General features: G+C 65.3%; 32 protein-coding genes. 12 read left to right on the top strand and 20 right to left on the bottom strand.

The annotated features are described in order from the left end of the window. Nucleotides 1–19: 19 nt before the first annotated feature. Together CF161_RS18900 and CF161_RS18895 are read right to left on the bottom strand one after the other, a co-directional pair. Entirely contained in the window at nt 20–988 is a 969-nt protein-coding gene (locus CF161_RS18900) for a FecR domain-containing protein (protein ID WP_020298201.1), read from the bottom strand. After that, nucleotides 975–1,490 (bottom strand): sigma-70 family RNA polymerase sigma factor, encoded by a 516-nt coding sequence (locus CF161_RS18895; RefSeq protein WP_020298200.1) that lies wholly within the window; start codon nt 1,488–1,490, stop codon nt 975–977. The genes CF161_RS18900 and CF161_RS18895 overlap by 14 nt, the downstream gene beginning before the upstream one ends. Before the next feature lie 224 nt (nt 1,491–1,714). Here CF161_RS18895 and CF161_RS18890 point away from each other — a divergent pair, with 224 nt between their 5' ends. Continuing rightward, on the top strand, nt 1,715–2,038 hold the full coding sequence (locus CF161_RS18890; RefSeq protein ID WP_020298199.1) for a hypothetical protein: 324 nt from the start codon (nt 1,715–1,717) through the stop codon (nt 2,036–2,038). Nucleotides 2,039–2,075: 37 nt separating this feature from the next. Next, nucleotides 2,076–3,011, top strand: coding sequence for a hypothetical protein (locus tag CF161_RS18885; RefSeq protein ID WP_020298198.1), 936 nt, complete (start codon nt 2,076–2,078; stop codon nt 3,009–3,011). Between the two features lie 121 nt (nt 3,012–3,132). Here the strand turns inward: CF161_RS18885 and CF161_RS18880 are convergent, their stop codons facing one another. The 4 genes from CF161_RS18880 to CF161_RS18865 all read right to left on the bottom strand — a co-directional run bounded on the left by CF161_RS18880 (nt 3,133) and on the right by CF161_RS18865 (nt 4,703). After that, nucleotides 3,133–3,426 carry a hypothetical protein gene (locus CF161_RS18880; RefSeq protein ID WP_020298197.1) on the bottom strand — a complete coding sequence of 98 codons (294 nt, stop codon included), beginning with the start codon at nt 3,424–3,426 and terminating at the stop codon, nt 3,133–3,135. Nucleotides 3,427–3,519: 93 nt separating this feature from the next. Beyond that, complete coding sequence (locus tag CF161_RS18875; RefSeq protein WP_020298196.1) at nt 3,520–3,726, bottom strand: helix-turn-helix transcriptional regulator; 207 nt, start codon at nt 3,724–3,726, stop codon at nt 3,520–3,522. Beyond that, entirely contained in the window at nt 3,723–4,097 is a 375-nt protein-coding gene (locus CF161_RS18870; RefSeq protein WP_020298195.1) for a hypothetical protein, read from the bottom strand. The genes CF161_RS18875 and CF161_RS18870 overlap by 4 nt, the downstream gene beginning before the upstream one ends. Before the next feature lie 183 nt (nt 4,098–4,280). Then, nucleotides 4,281–4,703, bottom strand: a complete 423-nt coding sequence (locus CF161_RS18865; RefSeq protein WP_020298194.1) for an SgcJ/EcaC family oxidoreductase — start codon at nt 4,701–4,703, stop codon at nt 4,281–4,283. Between CF161_RS18865 and CF161_RS18860 the strand changes: the two genes are divergently transcribed. Genes CF161_RS18860 through CF161_RS18850 form a run of 3 tightly spaced genes read left to right on the top strand, consistent with a single transcriptional unit; the run spans nt 4,702 to nt 6,650 of the window. Then, the gene (locus CF161_RS18860; RefSeq protein ID WP_020298193.1) at nt 4,702–4,971 is read left to right on the top strand and encodes a hypothetical protein; all 270 of its coding nucleotides are present in this window, start codon (nt 4,702–4,704) and stop codon (nt 4,969–4,971) included. The two genes, CF161_RS18865 and CF161_RS18860, sit on opposite strands and share 2 nt — an antisense overlap. 34 nt (nt 4,972–5,005) lie before the next feature. Next, complete coding sequence (locus tag CF161_RS18855) at nt 5,006–6,229, top strand: MFS transporter (protein ID WP_020298192.1); 1,224 nt, start codon at nt 5,006–5,008, stop codon at nt 6,227–6,229. Nucleotides 6,230–6,236: 7 nt separating this feature from the next. Then, nucleotides 6,237–6,650 (top strand): NUDIX domain-containing protein, encoded by a 414-nt coding sequence (locus CF161_RS18850; RefSeq protein WP_043229827.1) that lies wholly within the window; start codon nt 6,237–6,239, stop codon nt 6,648–6,650. Nucleotides 6,651–6,672: 22 nt separating this feature from the next. On the opposite strand, the gene CF161_RS18845 is transcribed toward CF161_RS18850, so the two are convergent. From CF161_RS18845 to argC, 4 genes are all read right to left on the bottom strand, one after another. After that, entirely contained in the window at nt 6,673–7,002 is a 330-nt protein-coding gene (locus tag CF161_RS18845) for a hypothetical protein (protein ID WP_020298190.1), read from the bottom strand. Nucleotides 7,003–7,108: 106 nt separating this feature from the next. Then, nucleotides 7,109–7,405, bottom strand: coding sequence for a cyclic-phosphate processing receiver domain-containing protein (locus tag CF161_RS18840; protein WP_020298189.1), 297 nt, complete (start codon nt 7,403–7,405; stop codon nt 7,109–7,111). A gap of 397 nt (nt 7,406–7,802) precedes the next feature. Continuing rightward, nucleotides 7,803–8,234 carry a hypothetical protein gene (locus CF161_RS18835; RefSeq protein WP_020298188.1) on the bottom strand — a complete coding sequence of 144 codons (432 nt, stop codon included), beginning with the start codon at nt 8,232–8,234 and terminating at the stop codon, nt 7,803–7,805. A gap of 120 nt (nt 8,235–8,354) precedes the next feature. Next, nucleotides 8,355–9,284 (bottom strand): N-acetyl-gamma-glutamyl-phosphate reductase, encoded by a 930-nt coding sequence (gene argC, locus CF161_RS18830; protein ID WP_020298187.1) that lies wholly within the window; start codon nt 9,282–9,284, stop codon nt 8,355–8,357. A 112-nt stretch (nt 9,285–9,396) separates the two neighbouring features. On the opposite strand from argC, the gene CF161_RS18825 reads away from it, so the two are divergent. Then, nucleotides 9,397–10,281 carry a LysR family transcriptional regulator gene (locus tag CF161_RS18825; protein WP_020298186.1) on the top strand — a complete coding sequence of 295 codons (885 nt, stop codon included), beginning with the start codon at nt 9,397–9,399 and terminating at the stop codon, nt 10,279–10,281. Between the two features lie 6 nt (nt 10,282–10,287). Here the strand turns inward: CF161_RS18825 and CF161_RS18820 are convergent, their stop codons facing one another. Next, nucleotides 10,288–10,992, bottom strand: coding sequence for a hypothetical protein (locus CF161_RS18820; protein WP_020298185.1), 705 nt, complete (start codon nt 10,990–10,992; stop codon nt 10,288–10,290). A 169-nt stretch (nt 10,993–11,161) separates the two neighbouring features. On the opposite strand from CF161_RS18820, the gene CF161_RS18815 reads away from it, so the two are divergent. Then, nucleotides 11,162–11,791 carry a DUF4375 domain-containing protein gene (locus tag CF161_RS18815; protein WP_020298184.1) on the top strand — a complete coding sequence of 210 codons (630 nt, stop codon included), beginning with the start codon at nt 11,162–11,164 and terminating at the stop codon, nt 11,789–11,791. Here the strand turns inward: CF161_RS18815 and CF161_RS18810 are convergent. Beyond that, a complete protein-coding gene (locus tag CF161_RS18810; RefSeq protein WP_020298183.1) occupies nt 11,779–12,738 on the bottom strand; it encodes a 2-hydroxyacid dehydrogenase in 960 nt (319 codons plus the stop codon). The genes CF161_RS18815 and CF161_RS18810 overlap by 13 nt on opposite strands. Nucleotides 12,739–12,788: 50 nt before the next feature. Next, nucleotides 12,789–13,451, bottom strand: a complete 663-nt coding sequence (locus CF161_RS18805) for a glutathione binding-like protein (RefSeq protein ID WP_020298182.1) — start codon at nt 13,449–13,451, stop codon at nt 12,789–12,791. 96 nt (nt 13,452–13,547) lie between these two features. Here CF161_RS18805 and CF161_RS18800 point away from each other — a divergent pair, with 96 nt between their 5' ends. Together CF161_RS18800 and CF161_RS18795 are read left to right on the top strand one after the other, a co-directional pair. Then, a complete protein-coding gene (locus CF161_RS18800; RefSeq protein ID WP_020298181.1) occupies nt 13,548–14,396 on the top strand; it encodes a LysR family transcriptional regulator in 849 nt (282 codons plus the stop codon). A gap of 103 nt (nt 14,397–14,499) precedes the next feature. Continuing rightward, a complete protein-coding gene (locus tag CF161_RS18795) occupies nt 14,500–14,838 on the top strand; it encodes a DUF5713 family protein (RefSeq protein WP_020298180.1) in 339 nt (112 codons plus the stop codon). A gap of 18 nt (nt 14,839–14,856) precedes the next feature. On the opposite strand, the gene CF161_RS18790 is transcribed toward CF161_RS18795, so the two are convergent. Continuing rightward, nucleotides 14,857–15,351, bottom strand: a complete 495-nt coding sequence (locus CF161_RS18790; protein ID WP_020298179.1) for a PaaI family thioesterase — start codon at nt 15,349–15,351, stop codon at nt 14,857–14,859. A 327-nt stretch (nt 15,352–15,678) separates the two neighbouring features. On the opposite strand from CF161_RS18790, the gene CF161_RS18785 reads away from it, so the two are divergent. The 3 genes from CF161_RS18785 (at nt 15,679) to CF161_RS18775 (ending at nt 18,320) form a co-directional block, all read left to right on the top strand. Continuing rightward, on the top strand, nt 15,679–17,157 hold the full coding sequence (locus CF161_RS18785; RefSeq protein WP_020298178.1) for a hypothetical protein: 1,479 nt from the start codon (nt 15,679–15,681) through the stop codon (nt 17,155–17,157). Nucleotides 17,158–17,194: 37 nt separating this feature from the next. Beyond that, nucleotides 17,195–17,491 carry a hypothetical protein gene (locus tag CF161_RS18780; protein ID WP_020298177.1) on the top strand — a complete coding sequence of 99 codons (297 nt, stop codon included), beginning with the start codon at nt 17,195–17,197 and terminating at the stop codon, nt 17,489–17,491. Between the two features lie 334 nt (nt 17,492–17,825). After that, nucleotides 17,826–18,320 carry a GNAT family N-acetyltransferase gene (locus tag CF161_RS18775; RefSeq protein WP_020298176.1) on the top strand — a complete coding sequence of 165 codons (495 nt, stop codon included), beginning with the start codon at nt 17,826–17,828 and terminating at the stop codon, nt 18,318–18,320. Nucleotides 18,321–18,335: 15 nt separating this feature from the next. On the opposite strand, the gene CF161_RS18770 is transcribed toward CF161_RS18775, so the two are convergent. The 6 genes from CF161_RS18770 to CF161_RS18745 all read right to left on the bottom strand — a co-directional run. Then, nucleotides 18,336–20,777 carry a TonB-dependent siderophore receptor gene (locus tag CF161_RS18770; protein ID WP_020298175.1) on the bottom strand — a complete coding sequence of 814 codons (2,442 nt, stop codon included), beginning with the start codon at nt 20,775–20,777 and terminating at the stop codon, nt 18,336–18,338. 105 nt (nt 20,778–20,882) lie between these two features. Beyond that, complete coding sequence (locus CF161_RS18765) at nt 20,883–21,845, bottom strand: FecR family protein (protein ID WP_020298174.1); 963 nt, start codon at nt 21,843–21,845, stop codon at nt 20,883–20,885. Further along, on the bottom strand, nt 21,838–22,371 hold the full coding sequence (locus CF161_RS18760; RefSeq protein ID WP_020298173.1) for an RNA polymerase sigma factor: 534 nt from the start codon (nt 22,369–22,371) through the stop codon (nt 21,838–21,840). The genes CF161_RS18765 and CF161_RS18760 overlap by 8 nt, the downstream gene beginning before the upstream one ends. Nucleotides 22,372–22,601: 230 nt before the next feature. Beyond that, nucleotides 22,602–23,231, bottom strand: coding sequence for a DUF6348 family protein (locus tag CF161_RS18755; protein WP_020298172.1), 630 nt, complete (start codon nt 23,229–23,231; stop codon nt 22,602–22,604). Nucleotides 23,232–23,410: 179 nt separating this feature from the next. Beyond that, nucleotides 23,411–25,858 carry a TonB-dependent receptor gene (locus CF161_RS18750; protein WP_020298171.1) on the bottom strand — a complete coding sequence of 816 codons (2,448 nt, stop codon included), beginning with the start codon at nt 25,856–25,858 and terminating at the stop codon, nt 23,411–23,413. A 98-nt stretch (nt 25,859–25,956) separates the two neighbouring features. Then, nucleotides 25,957–26,678, bottom strand: a 722-nt coding sequence (locus CF161_RS18745) for a FecR family protein (RefSeq protein ID WP_020298170.1), incomplete at its 5' end; no start/stop codon positions are given.

Genomic DNA, 26,678 nt, shown 5'->3' with positions numbered 1-26,678 from the left:
CATTTATCTTTGAACAATTTCAACTCGCTGAAACATTGACCCAATAGCGGGTGCGGTAGTCGACCCGGACCGGCAGGGTTTTCGCGATCAGGGCGAGGATCTGGTCGGTGTCGGCCAGTTGATAGGTGCCGGACACCTTCACCCCGGCGACCTCGTCGGCGCAGCGCAGCAAGCCCGGGCGATAACGCGAGAGTTCGGCGATGAACTCGCCCAGGGGCATCTGCTGCACGCTCAGCACGCCTTCGCTCCAGCCCCAGGGATCGCCATGGGTGATCGCCGGCCGCACCTGGCCGCTGGCGCTGAACAGCAACTGTTCGCCGGGGGCGGCGATGCGCAGGGCGCGGCCGTTGGGGGCATACAGCATCACATCGCCGCGACGCACGGCGAGCACCGTGTCTTCGCCCCGCTGGCGCACCAGCAGGTGGGCGTTGAGGGCCTGGAGCATGCCGTCGCGGGTGGTCACCCGCAACGGACGCGGGTCCTTGCCGGTGTCGATCGCCACTTCGCCCTGGACCAGGCTCAGGTTGCGCAATTGTTTGTCAAAGCGCAGGTCGATGGCGCTGGCGGTGTTGAGCTGGATCTTTGCACCGTCGGCGGTGTGGTAGGTGCGGCGTTCGCCGGTGGCGGTGTGACGGTCGGCCAGCAACGAGGGCAGCCCGAGCTGTTCGCGCCCGACCCAGCCCAGGCTGCCGGCGGCGCACAGCACGCCCAGCAGCTTGAGGGTGTGGCGGCGGCTGGTGTGGTGGCTGGCGTGGTGGCGCTGGGTGCCTTCCAGGGTGCGCCGGCTGAGGTCGCGGGGCAGGCCGCTGAACTCATCGCACATGGCCTCGACCTGGGTCCAGGCCAGGGCGTTATGCGGGTGCTGCTGCAACCAGTGCTGGAACCCTTGTTCGGTTTCGGCGCTGGGTGGGTTGTAGCGCCGTTGCACCAGCCATTCGATGGCCTGTTCGACGTGGGCCTGGCCCGGGGTGATTTCAGGACTGTGCATAGCGCCACCGGTAGCAGGTTGCCATGGCCTTGGCCAGGTCGCGCTCGACGGTGGCGCGGGAGATGCCCAGGTGCTCGGCGATGGTCTTGCAGCTCATGTCATCGAGCTGGGCATGCAGGAACACCTGGCGCACCCGTGGCTTGAGCAGCATCAGCAGTTGGTCGAGGCGCTCCAGGGTGTCGAGAATCACCCAGCGCTGTTCTTCCGACGGTGCTGCGCTGGGCGGCATCAGCGCCAGGCTTTCGAGGTAGGCCTGCTCCAGGGCACGGCGCCGGTACTGATCGATCATCAGCCCGCGAGCGATGCTGCTCAGGTACGCCCGGGGCTCCTTGAGCGGGTGCGCGTGGCTCGCCTTGAGCAGGCGCACGAAGGTGTCCTGGGCCAGGTCGGCGGCATTGGCGTGGCAGCCGACGCGACGGCGCAACCAGGTCGTGAGCCAGGAATGGTGGGAGCGATAGAGCAGGTCCACTTCAGAGGAATTCAGGGTGTCTCTCGTGTGCATCGTGGATCGGGTCCTGCCCCAGGGGGTTGTTATTGAAAATCGTTCTCATCTTATGCGTTCGCTGCCCGATAACGCAATTAGCAATCGTTCGCTATTTCGTCGTTCGGCTGACCATTGGTCGACTTCGCGGCGGCGGGCCAGAGGCTCGCAGAGCCGCTGCTTTCTGCTAATGTCGCCGCCAGTTAATCTCCGCCCACCCGCGCTGACCCAAGGACGACCCCTCGATGGCCTACGAAATTCATATCCTCAGAACCGCCGACGCGGGCGAGATCAGCCTGCAAGAGTGGCACGCGGTGTGTGCCGCCGACCCCTCGCTGGAGCTGCAGGAGCAACTGGTCGGAATCAACCCGCGCACCGGTGAAACCATCGTTCTCGGTGAGACCGATGCCGCGTCCTGGCGGTCTCCGGTGAGCGGTGATGAGTACCTGTTCGACTATCGCCGCGGGCGCATTTCGTTTGTGCATGACGATGAACTGATCATCAAGGCCAAGGACATTGCCCGCGCCCTCGGTGCCCGGGTCGAGGGCGACGAAGGCGAAGCGTATTGAGGCCAAGGCCGTCACCGATCACACAGGAACCCTGGAAATGTCAGCTCAGCTTGCGACTCGCGGTTATCAGCAACTTCTGCAATTGCAGCAGCGAATCCATCAATTCACGGTGGCTGCCGCCGAAGAGCTGGAGGCCGACTTTACCCGCCACGACACACCGCTGTATGTCGGCACCCTGCAGTACCTGGCCCTGGCCCCGTTGCACGGCGGGCTGCACGTCGAGTTTTATGGCGAGGTGTATGACGAGCCCCTGTCCTGGACGCTGGAGTGCCTGAGCCGGCAAGAGGTGGCGGATACCCTGGTGTCCCTGACCTTCACCGGCCCCGACTCGGGCGCCAATGGCACCCGTGAATGGGAATTCACGTCCCTGCTCGACAGCGATGTGCGCTTTCCCGCGTTGCGCTCCCTGGTCATCAGCCCGACCGAGCCGCAGCACCATAACGCGTCGTTGATCCAGCGCGCCGGCAGCATCATGGAGGAGGGCGGCGAAGTCGCGCGCTTTTGCGCCAAGGCGCCGAACCTGACCCAGCTGGTGCTGCCCAACTCGCCCAACCGCGATTTTTTCCAGGTGCCGTTGCCGCAGTTGGCGACGCTGCGCATCGGCGGCAATTTCGACACCCAGCAATTTATCGACAACCTGGCAGCCTCGAGCAATCTGCCCAATCTGCGGTCGCTCGACTTCACCGAATCCACCGAACTGCAAAGCACCTGGGCCGATGTGCGCGCGGATGACCTGGTGACCCGTTTTTCGTCCTATCAGGCACTGTTTGCCAGCCCGGTCTGCGACGTGCTGCGAGCCCTGGTGCTGCGCAACAGTTGCTTGAGCCTGGAGCAGTTGCAGGCCCTCAACGCCCAGCGGCCGAACCTGCAATTCCAGGTGGTACAGGCGACCCATGGCGGCTATGTCAGCCATTTCGCCCGGGATGTCTTCCCGTGGCGGCACCTGGTGCAGGCGGATCCGGGGCAACGCTGAGCATGTCCGGCAGCGGCTACAGAAGACCCGTAGCCGCTGCCGGGCCCGCGAGGCTGCGCTGTCCCTTGCACCCACCGAATACCTTCTGATGGATCGCGGACGGCGCAACCGTTGATGGCGTTCAATCGAACTGGGTAAAAAACTCGCCGGAGATCAGGTCCTGCAAAAACTGCTTCTGGTCGGCCGTCACCAGGCTGCGTGGGGAGTAGCCGTGTTCGTCGGGGGGCGCCAGCAGGCGTGCCTGGGTTTCTTCGGCGACTTGCGCCAGCGCGGCTTTTTCCGCGTCGGACATGATCGCGAAGTAGTCGGGCATGGACTCCTGCAGGCGGATGGCGAAGTCCGGATCCAGGTAGTCGTCGTCGGTAAACATCAGGTGCCAGATGTAATCGAAAGCCAGGTTGGCGAGGGTTTTCATGGGGTGCGGCGTCCTTGCAGGGGCGAGGTGCGCTCAACGAAGGTTGGGCGCGTTGATTCAGTAGCCGGGGGCAGTTTAGGCCCCCGGGCAAAATCAATCCTGACTCTGAAAGCCATCATCGAAAATAGTTTCGATCGGCAACTGAAATACCCGCGCAATCTGGAACGCCAATGGCAGGCTCGGATCGTAGCGGCCGTTTTCGATGGAGTTGATGGTTTGCCGCGAGACATCCAGCAGCACGGCCAGGTCGGCCTGTGACCACTTGCGCTCGGCGCGCAGTTCCTTGAGTTGGTTTTTCATTGATAGCGATGGTTGGCGAGGCGCAGGCCGATCATCCACATCGCGCCCATTACCGGCCACACCCACAGCCAGGAGATGTGTGGGAAACCGACATTTTCCAGAAAACCGTAGCTGAAGGTCAGCAGCGCGGAGGCGGCAAAGGCAAACCCCAGGGCTTCGAACTGGATCCGCAGGTGCATTTCGTCCAGGCGCCGCAACTGGCGCACGATGGCCCAGCACATCAGTCCGGCCGGCACCACCGGGGTCAGGGTGATGAGGATGCGCAGCGCCATGCTGAAGTCCTCGGGGCGCCGCAGCAGGATCAGCGAACTGACCAATGCCAGTGCGTAGAGGCCCAGGGAGGCGGCCATTTCGTAGTAGTAGCGTTTCATCCATGTACTCCTGTATGTAAAACGTCCTTTACATGATTATGCAGTTTTGTGCGGATGTAAAGCTCGCTTTACATGGAGCGATTCAGGAGCGCGATGCTCGGCAGGCGAGCAAGGTCCGGAGGCTGACTGAGTGACCGATACAGCTACGTGGGCAGCCCGCGCAGCTGTATCGACGACCATCAGTCAGGCTGCGTCGCTTGGGCCGCTTCCAGCGTCCAGCAGGTCGGTGCCGTAGGAGTTATCGACCACGCACAACCAGCGGCCCGCGATGTGGCGGAACACATAGGTGGCGTGCCGGGTGATTTCACTGCTGGCCCCTGCCGGATCGGTGGTGTGCAGCAGGGTCTCCATAACCACCAGCGCCACGTCGCCGCCTTCGATCACCTGCATCTGGCCCTGGGTCACGTGGATGCTGTGGTTGAAGTGCTCGGCAATGGCGACAAAGGCCCGGCGGATAGCCGCTTTGCCGGTGACGTTGAGGCCGGGCTTGACCACCAGGGTGGCGTCGTCGGCGTAGAAGTCCATCAGGGCGTCGAAATCTTCGGCGTTGATCGCCCGGTCGGCGGCCTCGATGGTTTGCTGCAACAGGTGATGGGTGCGGTTCATGCTTGCTCTCCTGGGGTGGACGCCGGGCCAGGCAGGAATAAAAAACCCGCCTGGGGAGGCGGGTCTGGTGCTGATTAAAGCGCTATCCCACCGACTGGTCAGCGGTGGTAATAATCAGGCGGTGTACAGCTGGGCGTTGAACATTCATGGGCGAAAGTTGGCAGACACGGCAGCAGAGATCAACCACCGGCTCGCTTTATTTCAGCGCGCGCAGGCCCGGCAAAGACCCTCGGCCGATCTAGGCGAGGGGCGATATTTACTGATTTAATGCCGCAGCCCTTTCCATACAGCGCGTCTCCGCCATGAATAATTCCCAAGCCCAGGTCGCTGCCGGCGAGCCGCCCTCCACGGATGCGGCGGTGCGTCGCCGCTCATTGTTCGCCGGCTGCGGCGCCCACGCGGTGCACGATGGGCTCACTGATCTGATCTATGTCCTGCTGCCGATCTGGCAGGCGCAATTCGGCTTGAGCTTCGCCCAGGTCGGGCTGTTGCGCGGTGCCTACTCGGGGATGATGGCCGGCTTTCAACTGCTGGCCAGCCGCGCGGCACGACGTTGGGGCCGTGAGCGGATGCTGGTGGGCGGCACGGCCCTGGCCGGGCTGGCGTACCTGCTGGCGGGGCAGGCCGGGGGCTTGAGCGTGTTGCTCCTGGCCTTGCTGCTGGGCGGGCTGGGGGCGAGTACCCAGCACCCCCTGGCGTCGTCGCTGATCACCGATACCCATGAAGCGGGCGGCGGGGTCAAGCAAGCGTTGTCGCAATACAACTTCGCCGGCGACATCGGCAAGACCCTGATCCCGGGCCTGGTCGGTCTGTTGCTGACGGTGCTCAGCTGGCGCGCCAGCGTCACGCTGATGGGCCTGCTGGGCCTGGCCGCCGCCGGTCTGTTGTGGTGGCTGATTCCGTCCCGTGCGGCGACGTCTTCCATGGCGGCCAAGGCGCCGAAGGCGGTCGTCGGCCGGGGTTCGGCCAGCGGGCTGCGGGCGCTGATCCTCACCGGCACCCTGGACAGCGCGGTGCGCATGGGCTTCCTGACCTTCCTGCCATTTTTGCTGCAAACCAAGGGCGCCGGCACCGCGGGCATCGGGCTGGCGCTGACCCTGCTGTTTGTCGGCGGCGCCTTCGGCAAGTTGCTGTGCGGTTACCTGGGGGCGCGCATCGGCATGATGAAAACCGTGTGGCTCACCGAGTTCACCACCGCGCTGTTGATCGTGCTCGCGGTGTACCTGCCGCTGTTTGGCCTGATGCTGATGCTGCCGTTGCTCGGGCTGGCGCTCAATGGCACCTCGTCGGTGCTGTACGGCGCGGTGCCGGACCTGGCGGGCGCCGGCAAGCGCGAGCAGGCGTTCGCCATCTTCTACACCGGCACCATCGGCGGCGGGGCGCTGGCACCGGTGCTGTTTGGCCGGCTGGGCGACCTGACCGGCGTGCCGGATGCGCTGATGCTGCTGGCAGCGACCTTGCTGCTGACGCTGCCGCTGTCGTGGTTCATACAGCGCGGTCTGGATCGGGATGGGGTACAGGCTTGAGGTGTGCATGTCACCAATAGATAAAGCCTGCCCCGTGGTGCTGCGCCATGCTCCGGCGTTGCAGGTCCTGGCCTTTGCCCACCCCTTGGCGGGCTTGCAGCTGGTCAAGGGCAGCCTCGAACCGGGCGAAGCCAGCGCGGTTGCTGCGGTCCGGGAACTGGCCGAGGAAGCGGGGATAAAGGGCGAGGTGATCGCTGACCTGGGGCTCTGGGATGCGCCCCAGACCGGCCAGCGCTGGGCGTTTCATGAGTGTCGGGTCGGCCCTGACCTGCCTGACACCTGGACGCACTTTGCCGAAGACGACGGTGGCCATGAGTTCCGATTCTTTTGGCACCCCCTGGCCAGTGAGCCGTCTGCGCAGTGGCATCCCTTGTTCCAGGGCGCCTTGGCCTTTCTGCGTCAGCGCCTGGGGCCCATCTAGGCTCGCAGGCGCCCACTGCTGCCTAGCTCGCGTCCGGCGGGTGATAGGAGGCGAACCTTTGCCGATGCTGGATAGTGAGCGCGCTGGCGTGCGCCTGCGCCTGGGTGCCTGGCGACTGCCAGCTGCGGCGTTCGCCGCTGTAGGTGTGGATCACTTCAGCGCTGTCCCAGAACAGCTGTTGCAGCAGGCGTTCGAACTCATCCAGCCAGTCGTCCTCGACACTCCAGGCGTCCTTGTAATAGGCGGCGAAATGCAGCAGATGGCCGTAGTAGCACTGGCCTCGTGCGTTCGGCGTCAGGGCGAAGAGCGGCCTGGTCAGTAGCGCGCCGGCTACCGGCAAACGCTCGAGCACCGCCTGGTTATGGGCTTGAGCGTCTTCTGCGCCGCTCTAGCAATGGATGAACCCATGGAGGATGCTGCTCATGAGCGGTGGCGCATGGGGGAAACCTCGCGGGCCTTCAGTTCTGTCTGGCCAGGCGCTGGATCGAGCTGACGCCGGCCCGCATTTTTTCCACGGCCGAGGCGTTGGCGGAATGCACGTGAATCAGCGGTGGGCAAAAGCCGTCGAGGGCCACGGCTTCCTCGATCCACAGGATCACATCGTAGCCGGTGCCGCGCTCATCATCCCCCAGGTCATGGTCGAGGCTGATTTCGGTCACGCCGCCGGCCTTGAGCAGCGCGATGACTTCGTCCGGCCAGTAGGTCCGCACCCAGCCCTCGGGGGTCTGGCGCTCATCGTCGAGGTAGATTTTCATCGCTGGCTGCACTCCCTGATTGATCGACGGCGCCTTGCCTGTGAGGTGTGCAGGCGGCCTGATCGGTCTTTTTTCAATCTGATCCGTATTTTTGCGGGCTATCTGCGTCTGTAATCAGTACAGCCAGCGCCTCACACTAGCGCGAACTTTCGCGGCCTCGCAGCCGCCGTCACCCGCACTGATAATTTAGGATGCCCAATGTTCAAAATGGCGATGTTCCTCGGTGGATTTCTGGCTTTAACCATCCTGATCGGGATGCTCGCGACCATTTCTCCGGTCTAGGCCGTGCGCGGATTGCAGCCCTGACTGCGCGGGCAGCAAGGTGCTGCATCGGCCTTTTTTGCCTCAGCTCTGCGCCTGGCGGCGCGAAGTCACCACGCCGCTCGTACCCATCGGATCAGGCGGCGGCCTGGGCCTGCAACTGCAGGCTGCCATCCACGTCCTTGACCAGGCCACTGGCCACGAACAAGGGTTTTAGGCGCTTGTGCAGCTCGGGCTGGACGAATTCCTTGACCGTGTCCAGGGCCAGCTCGCCGCTGACTTCCAGCTCGGCCTTGGTGTAGGACAGCCAGGCTTTCTTCAGGGCTTGCAACACGTCGCTGCCGGCGGTGGAGGCGAAGCGGCGGTTGGCCGGCTGCCCGTCGAAGTTGAAGCTGTGCGCGTGCTCGTAACCGGTTTCGTCGCCGGCGCTGGCCAAACAGCGGCTGCAGGTGCAAGGGCCGTTGCCGAACGCTGTACGCAGATAGGTGTTGAAGTCCACCACCGGCTTGAGTGCCAGGCGTTTATCGACTTCGAACAGATCCCCGGTCATTTTTTCGTCATTACTCAACGTCCACTTCCTCACAGTCATGCGGCTGATTTTTACAGCGCGGCACAATAGCAGCCGGAGCGCTGACGCGGGTATTTTTTGCCCGTCCGGCGTGCGCCGACAAGCGCACGCCAGAGCCGATCAAAGGGCGCCGAGCATCAGGTCCAGGTTCTGCACCGCCGCGCCGGCCGCGCCCTTGCCCAGGTTGTCGAACACTGCCGCCAGCAGCACCTGGCCGCTGTGTTCGTCGCCGCAGACCATCAGCCGCACATCGTCGGAACCGTTCAGCGCCTGGGGATCGAGGTGCGTCAGGGCCTGCCCCTCGGCAGCGGGCAGCACCTGCACGTGGCGGGTTTCGGCGTAGTAGCTATCCAGGCAGGCCTGCAGGTGCCGGGCGTCGACCCCCGGTGCCAGCAACCGCAATTGCAGAGGGATGCTCAGCACAATGCCCTGGCGAAACGCACCGTAGGCTGGCACGAACAGTGGCCGCTGGCTGAGGCCGCTGTGTTGCTCGATCTCCGGCACGTGCTTGTGGGTCAGTTGCACGCCGTAGACCTGGAACGGCGTGGCCTGGGCCGCGTTCGGCCCCTCATAGGCCTCGACGCCGGCCCGGCCCTGGCCGGAGTAACCCGACACCGCATTGATGGTGACCGGGTAATCCCGGGGCAGCAGCCCAGCCTCGATCAGCGGACGCAGCAGGGCGATGGCGCCAGTGGGGTAGCAGCCGGGGTTGCTGACCCGCCGCGAGTGGGCAATGCGCTGCGCCTGTTGCGGGTGCATTTCGGCGAAACCGTAGGTCCAGTCCGGATGCGTGCGGTGGGCCGAGCTGGCATCGATCACGCGCACCGCCGGGTTTTCAATCGAGGCCACGGCGTCGCGCGCGGCGGCATCGGGCAGGCACAGCAGGGCGATGTCGCAGGCGTTGATCGCCTCGGCGCGGTGGTGCGGGTCCTTGCGGTGCTCGGGCGCCAGGGTCACCAGTTGCAGATCGCTGCGCGAATGCAGGCGTTGCTGGATCTGCAAACCGGTGGTGCCTTGGTCGCCGTCGATAAATACCAGGGGAGTGCTCATGGAGTTCTCGGACAGTGGAGAGAAGAGGCGCCCATGGTCAGGCAGCGGGTAAGATAGGAAAAGTTGAATTTAATAACGATAAGATTCAGTTTTTCTGAATGAGGAGTAGGTCATGCGTGAGATCAGCCTCGACCGGCTGCGGACCCTGGTGGCGATTGCCGACCTGGGTTCCTTTGCCGAAGCGGCGCGGGCGCTGAACCTGGCGCCGCCCACCGTCAGCCTGCATATCGCCGACCTAGAGGCGCGGCTGGGGGGCAAGCTGCTGTCGCGCACCCGGGGACAGGTCCAGCCCTCGGTGATCGGCGCCACCCTGGTGGAGCGCGCGCGCCGCCTGCTGGCCGATGCCGAGCAGGCGCTGCAAGAGGTGGAGCGGCAGATCCAGGGCCTCAGTGGCCGGGTGCGCCTGGGGGCCTCCACCGGGGCCATCGCCCAGTTGCTGCCCCAGGCCCTGGAAACCCTGAGCCAGTGCCACCCGGATATCGACGTGCAGGTGCGGGTCCTGACCTCCCAGGAAAGCTTGCAGGAACTGGCCGCGGGCTCATTGGAAATCGGCCTGGTGGCGCTGCCGCAGACAGCGGTCAAGGGCTTGCTGATCGAGCCCTGGCGCCGCGACCCGGTCATGGCCTTTTTGCCGGCGCGCTGGGAGTTGCCGGCCGTGGTCACCCCCGAATGGCTGTGCACCCAGCCGTTGATTCTGAATGACCACAGCACCCGCCTGGCGCGCCTGACCGCGGAGTGGTTCGCCGGCAGCGCGGCCCAGCCCACGGCGCGGATCCAGCTCAACTACAACGATGCGATCAAGAGCCTGGTGGCGGCCGGCTACGGCGCCACGTTGCTGCCCCACGAGGCCAGCACGCCGCTGCCGGACACCCGGATTGCCATGCGGCCGTTGCAGCCCTTGCTCTGGCGACAACTGGGGATCGCCCACCGCGACCAGCACATCGAACGCTCGATCCAGCACGTGCTGCACGTCTTGCGCGGCCTGAGTGCCGGGTAGGGCGCCTCAGCGGTAGTAGTACTTGGCGGGGTAGCTGTAGGTGCGCCCCTGATCGGCGCACCACTGGGGGAAGCTGCCGCTCGGTGCCCTGGAGTAGGCGATCCAGTCGGCGATCAGGTCCTGGTACGCCAGCAGTTCGGTGTGCAGGTGCTGCAAGCGCTCGGGCTCGGTGGCGCCGGTTATCAGGGCCTGGGCGCGGGCCAGCTCATCCAGCGCGTACTGGACCTCGCCGATGAAGTGGCTTTCATCGAGGTGGTGGGTGGCATGGTCGGCGCTGGACAAATGATGGTCGATCAGGCGCATGCGCACCGGGGTATCGGCCGGATTCAGGGCCAGGGCCCTGAGCAGCAGTTCATGCTCATTGCGCTGCAAGCCGAGCCAGCGCAACGGCACCTGGGCGTTGGGTTGCTCGTCGACCCAGGCTTGGAGCGTGGGCAGCAGGAACCGGCTCATCAGCGGCTGGTTCAGGAGATGATGCGCCTCGTGGGTCCGGGCGTTGGCTTCGAAAATGTCCACGGCCAGAGCCCGTCGGGTGGCGGTGTCGAACGACGATGCGCTCGCGAGGAACTGTTCCAGCGCGCTGAAGGCTTCACGCCGCAGGCCTTTTTCGCGCATGCGGCAATACTGCGCCAGCGCTTGCAGTTCGGGCTGGGCTTCGAAGTGCGCCGCCAGCGTCAGCAGCCCTTCGAAATTCGGTTGGTTCCAATACATTGCAGTCTCCAGACACAGGGCCGGCCCTTGTGCGATTCTCCTTCGGCGCGCCGCCATGGCCGCCTGCTGCGCGCCTATCCGCGAGGCGCCTGCCCCGCGGGGCCGCGCTATAGTACCCGCGCTCAACCCCGTCACCACAGCCCCTTTAACGCCCGTCAGGATTTGCCTTATGCCCCACAACCCCATCACCCGCATCACCTTCGACGACACCATGCTCTGCGTGGGCTGGGCCGATGGCCTGGAATTGCGCCAGCACCTGACCCGCTTCGACCGCTTGCGAGAAGCCAGTGACGCACAGCGCGCCGATTTTCAGATTATTGACGAGGGCACTTCGGTGGTTTGGCCGCACCTGGCTACCGACGGCGTGACCATCGATGGCATCGACTGGATCTGGGAGCACCTGTGCAATCAATCCCTGGGGCGTTTGCATGCCCTGGAGTGGCACCTGGACCAGGTGAGTGCCAAGGATCAGGCGATCGTCGCCCTCTGGCGCCTGGAGGCCGATGGCTACAACGGCGGGTTCTTGCAGTTTTTCTGCAACTGGGGCGACCAGACCTACGACCTGGCGGTGGCGGCCTTGCAGGCCATTGGCGCCGAGCGCACCCGGGAGCTGGTGAGCCGCCAGCGGCAACTGATCGATCACCTCGATGGCCATCCGCAACTCAAGGAGCTGTGGGACATTCCGGGGCTGCTCAGCGATGACGAGCACGAGTTGATCAGCGTCGAACTGGACGCGAAGCTGTGGGACGTCGCCATGGAAATCCCGGTCCTGGCGGTGCGGCATTTCTACCCGGGTTGAACCTGTTCCGGCACCGGCGTCAGCAACGGCCGACCGGCAAAAAACGCCTCCAGGTTGTCGATCACCAAGTGCAGGGTGGCGTTGACTGCCTCGGGCGAGCGTCCGGCGATGTGCGGGGTCAGGATCAGGTTATCCAGGCCCAGCAGCGAGCTCGGGACTTCGGGTTCGCCTTCGACCACATCCAGGGCGGCACCGGCAATCTGCCGCTGCCCCAGGGCCTGGGCCAGGGCGCTGCTGTCGACCACGCTGCCCCGGGCGATGTTGACCAGGTAACCCTCTGGCCCCAGGGCCTGCAGCACCGCCGCATCCACCAGGTGCAAGGTCCCGGCGCCGCCGGGGGTGGCGACGATCAGGAAGTCGGCCCAGGCCGCCAGCGCCTGCGGTGTCGGGAAGTACTGCAAGGTTGAATCCGGCCGCGGGCGCCGGCTGTGATAGGCCACCGCCATGGCGAACCCGCCGGCGCCGCGCCGGGCAATCTGCTGGCCGATATTGCCCAGGCCGAGGATCCCCAGGTTCTTGCGCGACAGCAGCGGCTGCGGCTGGCGCGATTGGCGCCACAGGCCGTGGCGCACCGCCGCGTCGGCCTGGACAATGCCGCGCACCAGGGCCATCAGCAGCGCCATGGCATGGTCGGCCACCGACTCATCGTTGGTTCCCGGGCCGTGACTGACCTGGATCCCGCGGGCGCGGGCGGCGGGCAGATCGATCTGTTCATAACCGGCGCCCTGGGCACAGATGATGCCCAGGTTCGGCAGTGCCTCGATTTCCGCCGCCGCAAGCCCGGTGGAGCCGTTGGTCAATACGCCCTGGACCTTCGGCCCCAGGGTCCTGATGGCCTGGGCCCGCTCCTGGGCGGTGAGCGCCAGGTGCAGGGTGAAGCCCGCCGCTTCAAGGCGGGCAAGGCTGGGTGGTGCCAATTCAATCAGAACCAGAAGGTCTCGGGCCATGGCGGTGCGCTCTGGGTCGGGGGAGGGGGCGACCTGTTTACCCTAGACGATCAGGCGGGCGTGTCACCCGCCACGCGCAAAGAATGAGGCGGCCCCTCGACCGCGACGGTCTGCTGCACCGAGTCCCTGGCGGCCACCCGGGCGGCGAAGGCCTGGAGGTGGGCCCAGGGCGTGAGATCAAGGCCGATGCGCCGGGCCCAGGTCAGCATCACGAACAGGTAGGCGTCCGGCGCGGTGAAGGCGTCGCCCATCAGGAACTGCCGGCCTGCCAGATGCCGATCGACATAGGCCAGGCGCGGCGCCACATGGACCCGGGTCTGGGCCTGGCCCTCGGCGGTCCGGGACAGGAAGTTGGCGGCGACCCCGTTGTGGCGCTCGGGGGTGATGAAGTTTTTGTGCAGGTCGGTGGCGATAAAGCTCAGCCATTCCAGTTCGTGATAACGTCGCCGCTCGCCGGCGGCTGCCAGCAGGTTTTTCTCGGGGGCCTGGTCGGCGATCCAGGTCAGGATGGCCAGGCATTCCGTCAGCCGGTCGCCGTCCTCCAGGGTCAGTGCGGGCACGCAGGATTTCGGATTGATCAGGTGATAGTCGCCCTGGGCCCAGGTCTTGTTGGCCAGGTCGACCCGCTCGGCGCGAAACGGCACGCCGGCCTCATGCAGCAGAATATGCGCGGCCATGGAACTGGCGCCGGCGGCATAGAATAAATTCAGCATTGTGGTGCTCCTCAAGTCATCAGAGCCGCATCTTCTCAAACCCCTGGATCCGGTGAATCCCGTGAAAACGCAGACCAAGCGTGCGCAAATGCAGCCATGTTGAACTGGCAGGATCTTCAGTATTTTCTGGCGGTGGCCGAGCACGGTTCGCTGTCCGCGGCGGCGCAGGCGCTGGGGGTCGATCACACCACCGTCAGCCGGCGGGTGGCGAGCCTTGAGTCTGGCACCGGGCTCAAGTTGATCGACCGCTTGCCGCGCAGCACCCGGCTCACCGAACAGGGGTTGGCCCTGGTCCGGGCGGCGGCGCCGATGGCCGTTATCGCCAACGAGGTGCAGCGGCATGTGCGCGGTCAGGGCTCGGGTATTTGCGGCACGGTGGTGATCAGCGCGCTGCCACTCCTGGCGTCCCTGGTAATCGCCCCCAGCCTGGCGCGCTTGCGTTGCAGCCACCCGCAATTGCAGGTGGTGCTCAGTGCGACCCCGGCCCTGGCGTCCCTTGAACGGGGCGAGGCCGACCTGTCGCTGGGCCTGGTGCGGCCCGAGGCGCAAGGCCGTGTCGTGCGCAAGGTGGGCCAGTTGCCATTGGCCCTTTATGGGCATGCGGGCCAGGTCGGCACCGCGCCCGAGGGCTGGGTGTTTATCGGTTTCGAGCGCAGCCTGGAGCACATTGCCCAGCAGCGCTGGCTACAGGACGTCGCCGGCGCGCGGCCTTTTGTGCTGCGCAGCAACGATGTGCAGACCCAGTACCAGGCGGTGAAATCCGGGCTCGGCCTGGGGCTGTTGCCCTGCCTGCTGGGCGATGCGGACGAGCAACTGGTCCGGCTTCAGGTCGATGCCGCGCCGCTGACGCGCACGTTGTGGCTGTCGGTGCACGCCGACATCCGCAAAACGCCGGCGGTGCGGGTGGTCATGGATCATCTGATCGCCACGTTCGGCCAGCTGTGAGTGCTGGATAACGCATATTTTCTTGGCAGGGCGGTGCCGGGCGTTTAACGTGCGCCGGCACCCTTTGACCGTACTGTTTCAACACCAGGGAGAGGCACCCGCCATGAGCATCAGCAACCCGACACTGCAGCATTATCCGTTCCTGGCCGAGATGGCCCGGGACTCGTACTACCCGCCGCACCTGGTCGCCAAGGGCCAGCAACTGCTGACGGCCCTGTGCGCCAGCATCGAAGCCCAGGCCCCGCAGGACCTGGACGCCTTGTACGCCCTCACTCACGCCACCACCGAGCAGTTCAACAGCCTCGCCGAAGCGTTCGACGAGCAAGGCAGCGAGATCGAGACCGTCGCCCGTGAGTGCATCGGTGCCGACGTCGCGGCGATTGCCACGGCCTACGGTTTCGATGCCGACATTGAAGAGCTGATCAGCCCGCGCGACTGGTGAGCCGGCGCTGACCGCGCCTCACTCCTCCCGGCCATGGGCGTTCGCCGCCAGTTGGCCGGTATCGACCCGCACGAACACCGAGTCGCCGATGGCCGTCAGCACGTCGCCGGCGTAGACCTCGCAGATCACCCGACTCTTGCGCCCGACCGGGCCGTCGACCCGGGCGCGCAAGGTCAGGGCGACGCCCATCGGCGTCGGCTTGATGAACTTGATGCCCAGGTTGCCAGTGACGCAGTCGATGCGCGGCAGGCTGCCGGGCTCACGGTTTTCCGCGCGGTAGTGGTAGGCCATGGCGGTCCAGTTCGAATGGCAGTCCACCAGCATCGCAATCAGCCCGCCATACACCAGGTCGGGCCAGCCGCAATATTTGGCCTCGGGGGTATGTTCGGCGAGGACGTGTACCCCGTCCTCGTGCCAGTGGCTCTTGATGTGCAGCCCGTGGGGGTTGCTGCTGCCGCAGCCGTAGCAGACGCCTTCAGGCGCGGCGCTGTCTTGCAGGGGGAGATCGTCCATGGATGCACCTTGTTGTTTTTGGAAAAGGTTGCCTCGGCCTTGAGCCGTGGCCGGCGAGTCGCGCGTTCGCGCTGAGCGCCCTCGAGTCGGGGATGATAATTGTTCGATTGGCCTGGCGCTGCCCATGCCGGCAAATAATCAGCGCGGCCCGCCAGCCTACGGGCTGATTGCGCCTCGGGTCACCCCTGAAATCGGCGAGTAGGTCGCAATTTTGCTGAAGACGGATCGCGTCCGTGGCGGTTGGGGCCTATCATCCGACGCGCCGTGAACCTTCACCGGCCCTGACTCGACCGAGCCCCCTCTGCACCCCCTGGATACGGACGCCCCATGCCTCGATCAAAACTGCTGGTCACCCTGGTTGTCGTGCTGATCGGCGCCGCGGCGCTGTGGTACGTGTGGATGCTGGTCAGCGCCAAGCTTGAGCTGGGCGGCGCCAGCCCCGACCAGCAAACCCTGGGCCAGGTGCAGGAGACTCAGCAGCGCGCCATGACCCAGTACTGCACCGGCGTGGTCGCCACGCCCCAGGGCACCTGGCTGGTGGCGCGGGTTGAAGCGCGCTCCAACCTGTTGCCGGCTGCACCCGAGGCGCTCGACCTGGATGCGCTGGTCTATGGCAAGGCCGGCGAGCCCAAGGAAGAGGAGGGCTCGGGGGCTTTTGCGAGCTTGCTGCAGCCCCGCGAAAAGGAGGTTTCATTTATCTCCCGGCTCGACGCCAACGGGCAGTTTCAGCGAATCGCCCAGGTCGGCGAGGTGGCGTGCCTGGTGGCCAGCCCGGACGGCAGCAGCGTGTTTCTGCTGACCGGCCTGAAGCGCCCGCAGACCGCTGGCCGCGACGATGCAATCGGCCAGACCGTGGTCCTGCGCAGCGACGATCAGGGTAAAAGCTGGACCTGGCTGCGCCAGGGGCTGTTTCCCCAGGTCGAATCACTGGCTGAGAACCTCAGGCCATATTTCCATGGCCCGGATGAGATCTGGGCCCTGGGCACCCCCAGCGGCCTGGACAATGAAAACGGCACCGACCGCCCCGGTGCCATCGCCACCGGGCTGTTCTACTCGGCCGATCGTGGGGCCAGCAGCACGCCCATCGTCGCCGCCGAGTCGTTGCTGGTGCCCGCCGAGTACGCCCACGGTACGCGGCCCGAAGTGCGGGAATGGCACAGCGGCGACCCCTATGGCGAGATCCGCAACCATGTCGTGCAGCTCGATGCCCAGCGTGCGGTGCTCTGGGTTTCCCAGCGTTTCTGGGGCAGCCACCCGGACGGCGTCAGCGACCACATCGCGGCCACTGTCACCACCCGCGCCCAGTTGCAACGCAGCGGTGGGCACTGGCAGGTGACGTCGGTGCAGCGCGAAGACGGCCTGTACGTCGATGCCCTGGAAGACAACGGCGCCGGCCGCATCGTCGGCGTGATCGACCAGGGGACCGGGAGCCGCGATTGGGTGGCCGAGCTGGACACCAGCACCTTTGCCTGGCGCGTGTTGAGCGAGCTGCCCAGCGTGTTTGCGCCGCTGGCTTCGGACAGTCACCTGCGGGGCGGCAACTTCTGGGTCGGCCGCAACAGCCTGGTGGCCAACACCTGGAGCGAACACCGGCCGCCGCGCTGGCTTTACGGGTGGTCGGACGCCAGCATTTCCGCCAGCGCGACCTTCTACTCCAGGGATTGGGGTCAGTCCTGGCAGCGTTTGGCCATCGACGGCTACCTGGGCACCCTGGGCTTCCAGGGGGCCGAGGACCGGGTGATCTGGGCCAAGGGCAACTGGTACAACAGCAACGACCTCGGGGTCTATTCCTACGGTTTGCAGTGAGGGCGAGGCGGTGTTGCCAGGCATCGGACCAGGCGGGATGACCCGCGATTACGGCCAGCGTACCTGCGATCGCTGTGGCCAGCAGATCACCGCTTACTGCCCCTCGGTGCAGACGTTCTCTGCCATCGGCGCTTATCTGGACCTGGGCCGGGACGCGGTGCTGGCCAAGATCGTCGAATGGGAAGGGGTGCAGATGCAGGTCCTGATCCAATACTACGAACACCGCATGCAGCCCACCTGCCAGGTCAAAGTCGCCTTCTGCGCATTTTGCGCTGGGCCGTTGCGCACCTGGCGCGCCCGGCAATGCATGCATTGCCTGCGCGACTGGCACTGAGCGGGCGGCACTGCGGCGGCTGACAGGTCCGCTGTTTGTGCAACGGCGGGGGCGGCCAATGCCGCCGGAAGTTGCTAGCCTGTGCCCCCCGTCGACCCGGTGCACAAGGAGCCCACAGTGCCTAATGCCGATCAGTTAAGCGCTAGAGCGAACGAAACAGAACCTGTGGCGAGGTAGCTTGCTCCCGTGGGGCCGGCCGGGGCTCCGGGGCGTAGCAGTCGCCTTTTTGGGGCCGCTGCGCGCCCCAGCGGGAGCAAGCTCCCTCGCCACCATGACAGTGCTTGCCCTTAACTGACTGGCATTACCCACAGTGCCTGTTTTTGAAACCCCGAGATTGATCGTTCGCCCGCTGTCGCAACCTGACCTGCCGGCATTGACCGCGATCCTCAGTGACCCGCAAGTGATGCAGTATTCGATCCGTGGCGTGTGCGACGCGCAGGCCACGGCGCAGTTTATCGACGGGTGCCTGGGGTGTTATGCGAGCCATGGCATGGGCCCCTGGGCCCTGGAAGACAAGGCAAGCGCCGAGCTGGTGGGATTTTGCGGGGTGGCCCCGGAAACCGTGGCCGGGATCGAGGAGGCCGGGCTGGGTTATCGCCTGGCTACCCGCTACTGGAACCGGGGGCTGGCGTCCGAAGCGGCGCGGGGCGTGATCGATCACGTGTTTGCCGCCGGGCAGGTGGAGTCCCTGGTGGCGATTATCGAACCGGCCCACGGCGCCTCGCTGCGGGTGGCCGAGAAGGCCGGCTTCAGCGAATTCGAAGAACTGGAGTTCCACGCCCGGCCAGTGCGGCTCTACCGTTTGCAGCGGCAGGCGTGGAGTCGCTGAGGACGAGCCGGGCGGTTAGAAGTCCCAGCGAGTGCTGAGCATGAAATTGCGCGGTTCGCCGTAGGCGGCGGAGTTATAGAAGCCGATGTTGGTGTAGTACGACTTGTCGAAGATGTTGTTGACGTTCAGGGTCGCCGAGAGGTTTTTGCTGATCTGGTAGCGGGTCATCAGGTCCACCAGCCAGTAGGCGTCCTGGGACACATCTTCGTACTTGCCCAGCGGCGTGTTGTAGATCGGCTGCCAGCCCACGCTCTGCCAGCGCACGCCGCCGCCCACGGTCAAGCCGTCGAGGCGGCCGCGCAATTTGTAGCTGGTGTAGAGGCTGACCTGGTCTTCAGGTTCGAAGGTGGAGATCTTGGCGTCGTTCTCGTCGCGCACGACCTTGTGGGTGTAGCCGGCCTGGACCTGCCAGTTCGGGGTCAGCTCGCCGGAAAGCTCCAGCTCATAGCCCTTGGTCGTGGCCTTGGTGCCCTTGAACGCGTAGTTGGTCGGCTGGGGCCGCAGGTTGTTGTAGTCGTCGTCGGGCATCGCGCGGTTGGTCTCGTGGATCTCGAAGTACGCCAGGCTGGTGTTGAGGCGGCCTTCGAAATACTCGCCCTTGAGGCCCAGTTCGTAGTTCTGCCCTTCGTCGGGTTCGAGGATCTTGTCGTCGCGGTCTTTGTTCCAGCTTTCCTGGGGCATGAAGATGTCGGTGTAGCTGGCGTACAGCGAGTAGGTGTCGTTGAGGTCATACACCGCACCGACATAAGGCACGAAGCGCCCCGACTCGCGGTAGGACGGGGTCAGGCCGGTCAGGTGGTAATTGACCACGCGCCCGCCCAGCAGCAGTTTCAGGTCGTCGCTGAGGTTGAGCCGGGTGCTCATGTAGGCACCGGTCTGGCGCACCACTTCGTCGATGCGGTATTGCAGCGGGCCCCAGTCCGGCTCCGCGAGTTTGCCGTTCCAGTGGTTGAAATCCACCACGTTGCCGTTTTGGTAGGTGACGTCCCAGTAGCTCTTGCCGGTCCAGTGCGAGGTGCCGATGGAGCCGCCGAGCACCAGTTCGTGTTCGCGCCCGAACAGGGTGAACGGGCCGCTGACATACAGGTCGCCGGAGTCGCTGGTGGTTTCGCCGATGTATTTGCCCGGGGTGATCTTGGCCGTGCCGTCGGCATTGGGCAGGTCGCCCTGGATCGAGCCGAGCACCGCGTGGTAGCCGTTGATCTTGTGGTCCAGTTGCAGCTTGGTGATCCAGCCATCGCCCAGGTCGTGCTCCAGGGTGGCGAAGGCGGTGCGGGTGTATTGCTCCCAGCGGCTCCAGTCGGTGGCGTTGTTGAACGAGCGCGAGACTTGGTTGTGGCCACCGCTGGAATTGATCAGCGGGAAGCTGCCGGACCAGCTGGAACCCTTGGGGTTGGTGTCCTGGTAGTCGCCGCCGACGGTCAGCAGGGTGTCGGGGGAGAGGTCGAATTCAAGGATGCCGTAGTACACCGAGCTGTTGCGCGAGTAGTGGTCCATGAACGAGTTCTTGTCCTGATAGGCCGCCACGGCACGCCCGCGGACATTGCCGGTTTCGGTCAGGGGCCCGCCCAGGTCCAGCTCGCTGCGGTAGTTGTCCCAGGAGCCCATGCCCAGGCTGGCGTGGCCCTGGAAATCGGCACTGGGCTTCTTGCGCACCAGGTTGATGGTGGCGCCCAGGGAGCCGGCGCCGCTGAGCAGGCCGGTGGCGCCCTTGAGCACCTCGACCCGGTCGTAGATCGCCATGTCGCTCAGGGTGTTGCCCGCCGAGTAGGCGACGTTGCGCACGGTGGACGGAATCCCGTCGTACTGGAAATTGTTGATCGAAAACCCGCGGGCGTAGTAGTTGGTGCGGTCGCTGTCGAAGGCCGAGACGGTGATGCCCGGGGTGTGGCGCATCACGTCGTCGACGTTGTTGAGGCCGAAGTCATCCATGTGCTGGCGGGTGATCACGGTGATCGACTGCGGGGTTTGCCGGGGCGTGAGCACCAGCCGGGTGGCGGTGGCGATGGTGCCGGGGGTGTAGGAACCGCTGCCTTCGGTGACGGTGCCCAGCTGGTTGCTGACGATGTTGGTGGCGCCCAGTTCCAGGCTGCCGGCGCCTTCGGGCAGGGGTGTCAGCATCACCGCATTCGGGCCGTTGCGCTCAAAGCCCAGGCGGCTGCCGGCCAGCAGTTCTTGCAGGGCCTGCTGGGTGCTCATGCGGCCATTGACCCCCGGCGACTCGATGCCCTGGGCCATGCCTGACGCATAGGCAATCTGCAGCCCGCTCTGCTCGCTCAGCTGGTCGAGGGCGTTGGCCAGCGGCTGGCGGGCAATGGCGAAGGCGTGGGTGCTGAGCACGTGATCGTCCGGCGTGGTGGTCGCCGGCTCGACGGCCGCAGCCTGGGCGCAGGCCAGGCAGATGGCCAGGGCCAAAGTGGAGGTGGCGTAGCTGGGCTTGAGTGTTGGGAAGTGCATGCGGACACCGTGCTAATAAGAATTATTTGCAAAAGCAAACTCCTTGACGGGTTGGCATCACCAAAGCCGTAAAACTTTTTTCAGGAATTTCACGGCCGGCTTTTTTCAGCGGATGACCAGGATCCCACCCGGCAGGCGGGTGAGTTGGGCCGAGGCCACCTTGCTCAAGGCCTGGGCGACCGCCAGCGGGTCGTCCAGCTGGTAATTGCCGCTGACCCGGCTCTGGGCCACGCGCTCGTCGAGCACCAGGATCGGCGCCGGGTAATAGTGCCGCAGCTCCCTCAGCACCTCGGCCAGGGGCCGGTCCTGGAAGGACAGGCGGCCATTGACCCAGGCCATCTGCCGTTCGCCGCCCTCAAGGTTCAAGGCTTGCAGTTGCCCGTCCTTGAGTTGCTGCCAGTTGCCGGCCTGCAACAGCGCCTGCTGGCCGCTGTGGTTGGCAAAGCGCACCCGGCCTTCACGCACCGCCACCGTTACCCCTTGTTCACGGCGACTGACGCTGAACTGGGTGCCGACCACGGTCACCGTGGATTCGCCGGCCTCGATGGTCAGCGGGCGGGTGGTGTCGTGGAAGGCTTCGACGTACAACTCGCCGCGCAACAGGCGGATGTGGCGCTGTTTGTCGTTGATCTCGGTGCTGATGGCGCTGTCGCCCCCGAGCACCACATGGGAGCCATCGGCCAGTTCCAGGCGCTGCACCTGGGCCACGGCGCTCAGGTGATCGGCTTGCAGGCGCAGGGGCACGTCGGCCATCCAGCCGGCGCCCAGCATCAACACCAGCGCCGCTGCGCTGGCCAGCCAACGGCGGCCGTGGCGCACCCGGGGGCGGGCGGGGGGCAGTTCCAGGTCCAGGGCCAGGTGTTGCAGGGCCTGCTCGAACGCGCTGGCGTGCCACAGGGCTTGCAGCTCGGCATAGGCCTCGGCATGTTGCGGGTCGGCTGCGTGCCACTGTTCGAAGCGTTGGCGCAGCAGGGGGTTGTGGGCCATGGCCTCGCGTTGGCTGAACCAGTGGCTGGCCTGTTCTCGCAGCGCTGCGCTGGGCGGGGCATGGGGGCGCTGTTCAGTCATGGGGGCTCTGCAGGTCGGTGGCTTTGAGGCAGGCCTCAAGGGCGTGGCGCAGGTCTTTTTCCACGGTGCTCAGGGAAACCTGCAGGCGCTGGGCAATCTCGCTTTGCGCCAGGCCCTGGAGTTTATGCAAAACGAGGATTTGTTGCTGGCGTTTGGGCAGGGTCCCGAGCACCTGCTGGAAACGCTGCAATTGCTGCTGGCCCTGGGCATGGCTTTCCGGGCCCGGAGCCGTGGTAGGGACTTCGGCGACCCGATCTTCATCGCTGTAGGAGCATTCGAAGCGGCGCTTGCTGCGCTGGCTGCGCAGGTGGTCGAACGCCAGGTACTGGGCGGTCTGGTACAGAAACGGCCGCAGGTGCTCGATGGGCCGGGTGCCCAGGGCCTTGGCCACCTTGAGGTAGGTTTCCTGGGCCAGGTCCTCGGCCAGGCTGGCGCAGCCGACCACCCGCGACAGCATGCGAATCAACGCCCCGCGCTGATCGATAAACAGCACGCTGAGTTCTTGCTGATTGTCCCCGGTGTCCATGACCCTCTGCCCCCATGACCTGATGTGTCATCTGCATGACCGGCGGTATTCTAATGAGAATCCCTATCATTACCAGCTTAATCGCCCAGGGCCTGCGAACCGGCGTAGCCGCTGGCGCAGGCTGGACGCGGGGCCGCGAGGGCGTCGGGGGGTATCAGGGGCAGAGGCGGTGAAGGGAATGGCCAGCGCAGCCTCGCGTTGTTCGGCAGCGGCTACCGGGATGGCTCAGATCACTGTGCAATGCACAGCGCAAAATGGCGGAAGCTGTAGAAGCCTTCGGTTTCCGGCCACTGCGCCTGCTGCAGCGCCTCCAGGGCCTGGGGCCACGGCTGGTTGTTGAGCAACGCCTCGTACGTCGGCTCGCCCTTCACATTGACATAGAGCACCCGGCACGCCGTTACCCGGCTGGCGCTGGTCTGCTGTTCAAGGGTGCGCTGGATCAGGTCGAACAGCATTGGGGGCGGAGAGACGTCGACCCCGGCTGAGGTCCGCACGCCGATATTGCCCAGGTACAGCCGATGGGGTTGGCCGGCGACGGTGATGTCCGCAAGTTGCACCTGCTCTTCATCGGTCTGGTCCCAGAAGGCCGACAGAAACACATGCAACGAGTTGCGCATAAAGTTGCCCCAGGCATCGGCCAGGCCTTTTTCGCCTTCGCCCAGGCCTGCAAAACTTTCATTGATCAGCACGCCGGGCTCAACCAGCACATCGATCGACAGGCGCCCTAGTGTCTCCTGGGGATACCAGTGGGCGCGGATCGCGGGCAGCTCGCCATAGGGCAGGACCCACTCGTCCTCGGTGGCGCACTCCAGGCCATGGTTGGTGAAGAGTTCGAGCAGGGTTTCGGCGGGGTCAATCATGGGCACTCCAGGCCAGTGGCGACGTCGCTCGGCGACGATCAGGGCGTGCAAGTCTACGGGGTTGGCACCATCCTTTCGACGGGAAGTGGTGCGCGCGTGTTCAGATCACGCGCGCACCACAGGACCGGGGCGACTCGATGCCTTGCCTGAGCCCGCCCTGCCAGAGCGTGAACGGCTGCTTAGAACTGCGGGGTGTACTTCACGCTGAGCATGAAATTGCGCGGGTCGCCGAAGCTGTTGCTGCCATTGAGCTGGTTGTAGCCGGGTACGTAGTAGTGCTTGTCGAACAGGTTGTTGGCGTTCAGCGCCAGGCCCACTTCCGGGCTCAGCTGGTAGGCCAGGCGGGCGTTCCAGATGGTGCTGCCAGGCACGTCGAAGTCGCGCTCATAACCCAGGGTGTGGCTCTGGCTGGTAAAGCCCAGGCCGGTGCTGACCCGGCTCCAGTCGCCGCTGAACTGATAGTCGCCCCAGACCCGCAGCATGTGCTTGGGCGTCCAGAGGCTGAACACCTTGCCTTTGTTATCCGGGTCGACCAGGTACTTGGTGGTGTTGTAGGTGTAGCCGGCGGACAGTTGCAGGCCGTCGAGCACTTCGCCGCTGATCTCCGCTTCCACCCCCTGGCTGCGGACCTTGCCCGAGGCCACCGAGCAGTTGCCGCCGCCGCAGGCGCCGTTGGTGTTGGGGTCTTCGATGGCGCGGTTTTCCTGGTCGTAGCGAAACAGCGCCACCGAGGTGTTGACCCGGCCATCCAGCAGCTCACCCTTGAGGCCGAGTTCATAGTTGCTGCCGATCACCGGCTTGAGTGCGGTGCCGCTGGCGGTGCGCGCGGTCTGCGGCTCGAAGACGTCGGTGTAGCTGGCGTATACCGCCCATTCCTGGCTCAGGTCGTAGACCACGCCGGCGTAGGGGGTGACCTCGCCGGTTTCGGTCATGGAGCTTGGTTCGTTGACGGTGTAGGCGTGGGTGATGGCCTGCTCGTTGGCGTCTTTGTAGGAGTAGTCAAACCAGCTCACCCGCGAACCCAGGACCAGGGTCAGGCGGTCGATGGGCTTGACCCGCCAGCTGCCGTACAGGCCTTTCTGCCGCACTTCGTACTCGGCGTAAGTGGCGCGGCCGTCTGCGGTTTCCAGCAGCCCGCCGAAACTGACTGCGGGGCGGTGGTGGTCGATGTCGAAGACGCTATCGCTGCTGGGGTTGAAGGTCCTTGCATAACGGTCGTCGGTGGTCAGCTTGGAGTAGTTGCCGCCCAGGGTGATTTCCTGGTCCATGGACAAGGCTTCGAAGCGACCGGTGAGGTTCATGTCGAGGCCAAACTTCTCGTGGTTGAAATCGGTGTACCAGTCGGCATAAGTCATGCCGGTGCCGTCCGGCTTGAGTCCCTGAGCCGTGGACTGTACCCGCTGGTGGGTCGATTGGTTGTCTTCGCTCATGCGCACGGCGCCGACCTTGAGGGCCCAGTCGTCGTTGAAGTGGTGCTCGATATCGGCCTGCAGGGTGGTGACGTTGATCTGCGAATGGTTCCAGGTGGCGCCGCTGTAGGTGGAGCGTGGCAGGTTCACCGGGCGGCCGTCTGCATAGCGCGGCAGGCCGCGAACCATGGGCCGGGACTCGGCCTCGGTGCGGCTGATGGCCAGGCCCAGGGTGGTGGCGTCGCTCAGGTCGAAGTCCAGCGCGCCGTACAGCGAGTGGGTCTTGCTCCACTCGTAGTCGATAAATGAATGGCTCTGGTCTTCATCGGCCACTATGCGGCCGCGTAGGGTGCCGGCGTCGTTCAGTGGGCCGCCGGCGTCCAGTTGCAGGCCGTAGTGGTCCCAGGAACCGGCCTTGCCGGTGAGGGTCACGGTGGGCTTGGCCTGGCCGCGCTTGCGCACCAGGTTGATCGCGCCGCCCGGGCTGCCCGTGCCTTGCAGCAGGCCCGAAGCGCCGCGCAGGACTTCCATGCGGTCGAAGAAGATCAGGTCCTGGGTCGCCCAGTTGCCCAGGGAGTAGATATTGCGCGGGATCGGCACGCCGTCGTATTGCCAGTCATCGATCTGGAAGCCGCGGGAGGTCAGGATCATGCCCTTGCCGATGCCCTGCACACCCACCAGGCCGGTGGTCTGGTTGGCCGCGTCCTTGAGGTCGGTCAGGCCCTGGTCATCCATTTGCTTGCGGGTCATGACGCTGATCGACTGCGGGATTTCCTTGAGGCTGTGGGTGCCCTTGCCGATGGTCACGGCCTTGGCCGCATAGGACCCCGAACCTTCGGTGGTGGTGGGGTCGCTGACGGCGCGGTCGACAATGTTGGTCACCCCCAGTTGCAGGCTGGCGCCGTTGTCGGCAGCCGGTTCGACACTGAAGTTGCCCTGCTCGGTCACCCGCAGCTGCAGGCCGCTGCCCGTCAGTGCGGTGTGCATGGCCTGGTCGGGGCTCATCTGGCCGATCACCGCCGAGGCCTGCTTGCCCTGCACCAGCGCCGGTTCCAGGGACACAATGCGCCCGCTCTGGCTGGCGATGGCATTCAGCGTGGCGGCCAGCGGGCCGGCCGGCAGGTTGAACGGCAAGCGTTGTTCCTGCGCCAGGGCAGGGCTGGCCAGGGTCGCCAGGGCAACGGCGACGCAAAGGGCTTTAGGCCAAGGGTTGAGCACGGCATTCTCCTGATTGTATGAACTCGTCAGGAGATAGGTGGGACGAGAAATGAAAACCAGACACAAATAAGAAAGATTTTCAAAAAATAGTTGCCGCGTCACTTTCCGCGAATCAGGGTCAGCCACGGGCCGTAGCGATCGACCCGGATCGGCAGGGTCTCGGTCATGGCCAGCAGCGCCCGATCCGGATCGTTGAGCGGGAATACCCCTTGCACCCGCAGGTTGCGCACCTCGGGGGCGACCCGGACAAACCCTCGACTGTAGGGACGCAAGGCCTCCACCACGTGGTCCAGGGAGTCATCCAGCACGTTGAGCCGGCCGCTGAGCCAATCGGCGCGGTAGCGCTGATCGTCGTCCAGGGGGGTGATGCGGTCCGGGTAGAGCAGGGCTGCCTGGCCTTGTTGCAGCGTGCGTTCGGCACCACCGAACAGCTGCACGTGCACCGAGTGCTCAAGCACCACCACGCGGCTGGCGGCGGCTTCCTGGTTGACCAGAAAACGTGTGCCCAGGGCCTGCACTTCACCTTGGGCGGTGCGTACCCGCAGCGGTCGTTGCGGGTCGGGCGCGACCTGGATCACCAGTTCGCCATGGCGCAGGATCACCAGCCGTTGCCGGGCGTCGAAACGCAGGTCCACGGCGCTGTCGGCATTCAGGCTCAGGCGGCTGCCGTCGGCCAGGGTGAAGTCCTGGCGCTGGCCGCGACCGCTGTGTAAATCGGCCAGCAAGGCGTCGCCCAGCGGGCTGCGAGCTCCCAGCCACAGGCCACCCCCGAGCAGGCCCAGGCCAGCCATTGCGCGCAGCACGTCGCGCCGCGAACCCT

Source organism: Pseudomonas sp. CF161 (genome assembly GCF_000416215.1).
GTDB lineage: Bacteria > Pseudomonadota > Gammaproteobacteria > Pseudomonadales > Pseudomonadaceae > Aquipseudomonas.
The sequence above is the reverse complement of the archived record's forward strand: the minus strand, read 5'-3'. Positions and strand labels throughout refer to the sequence as shown.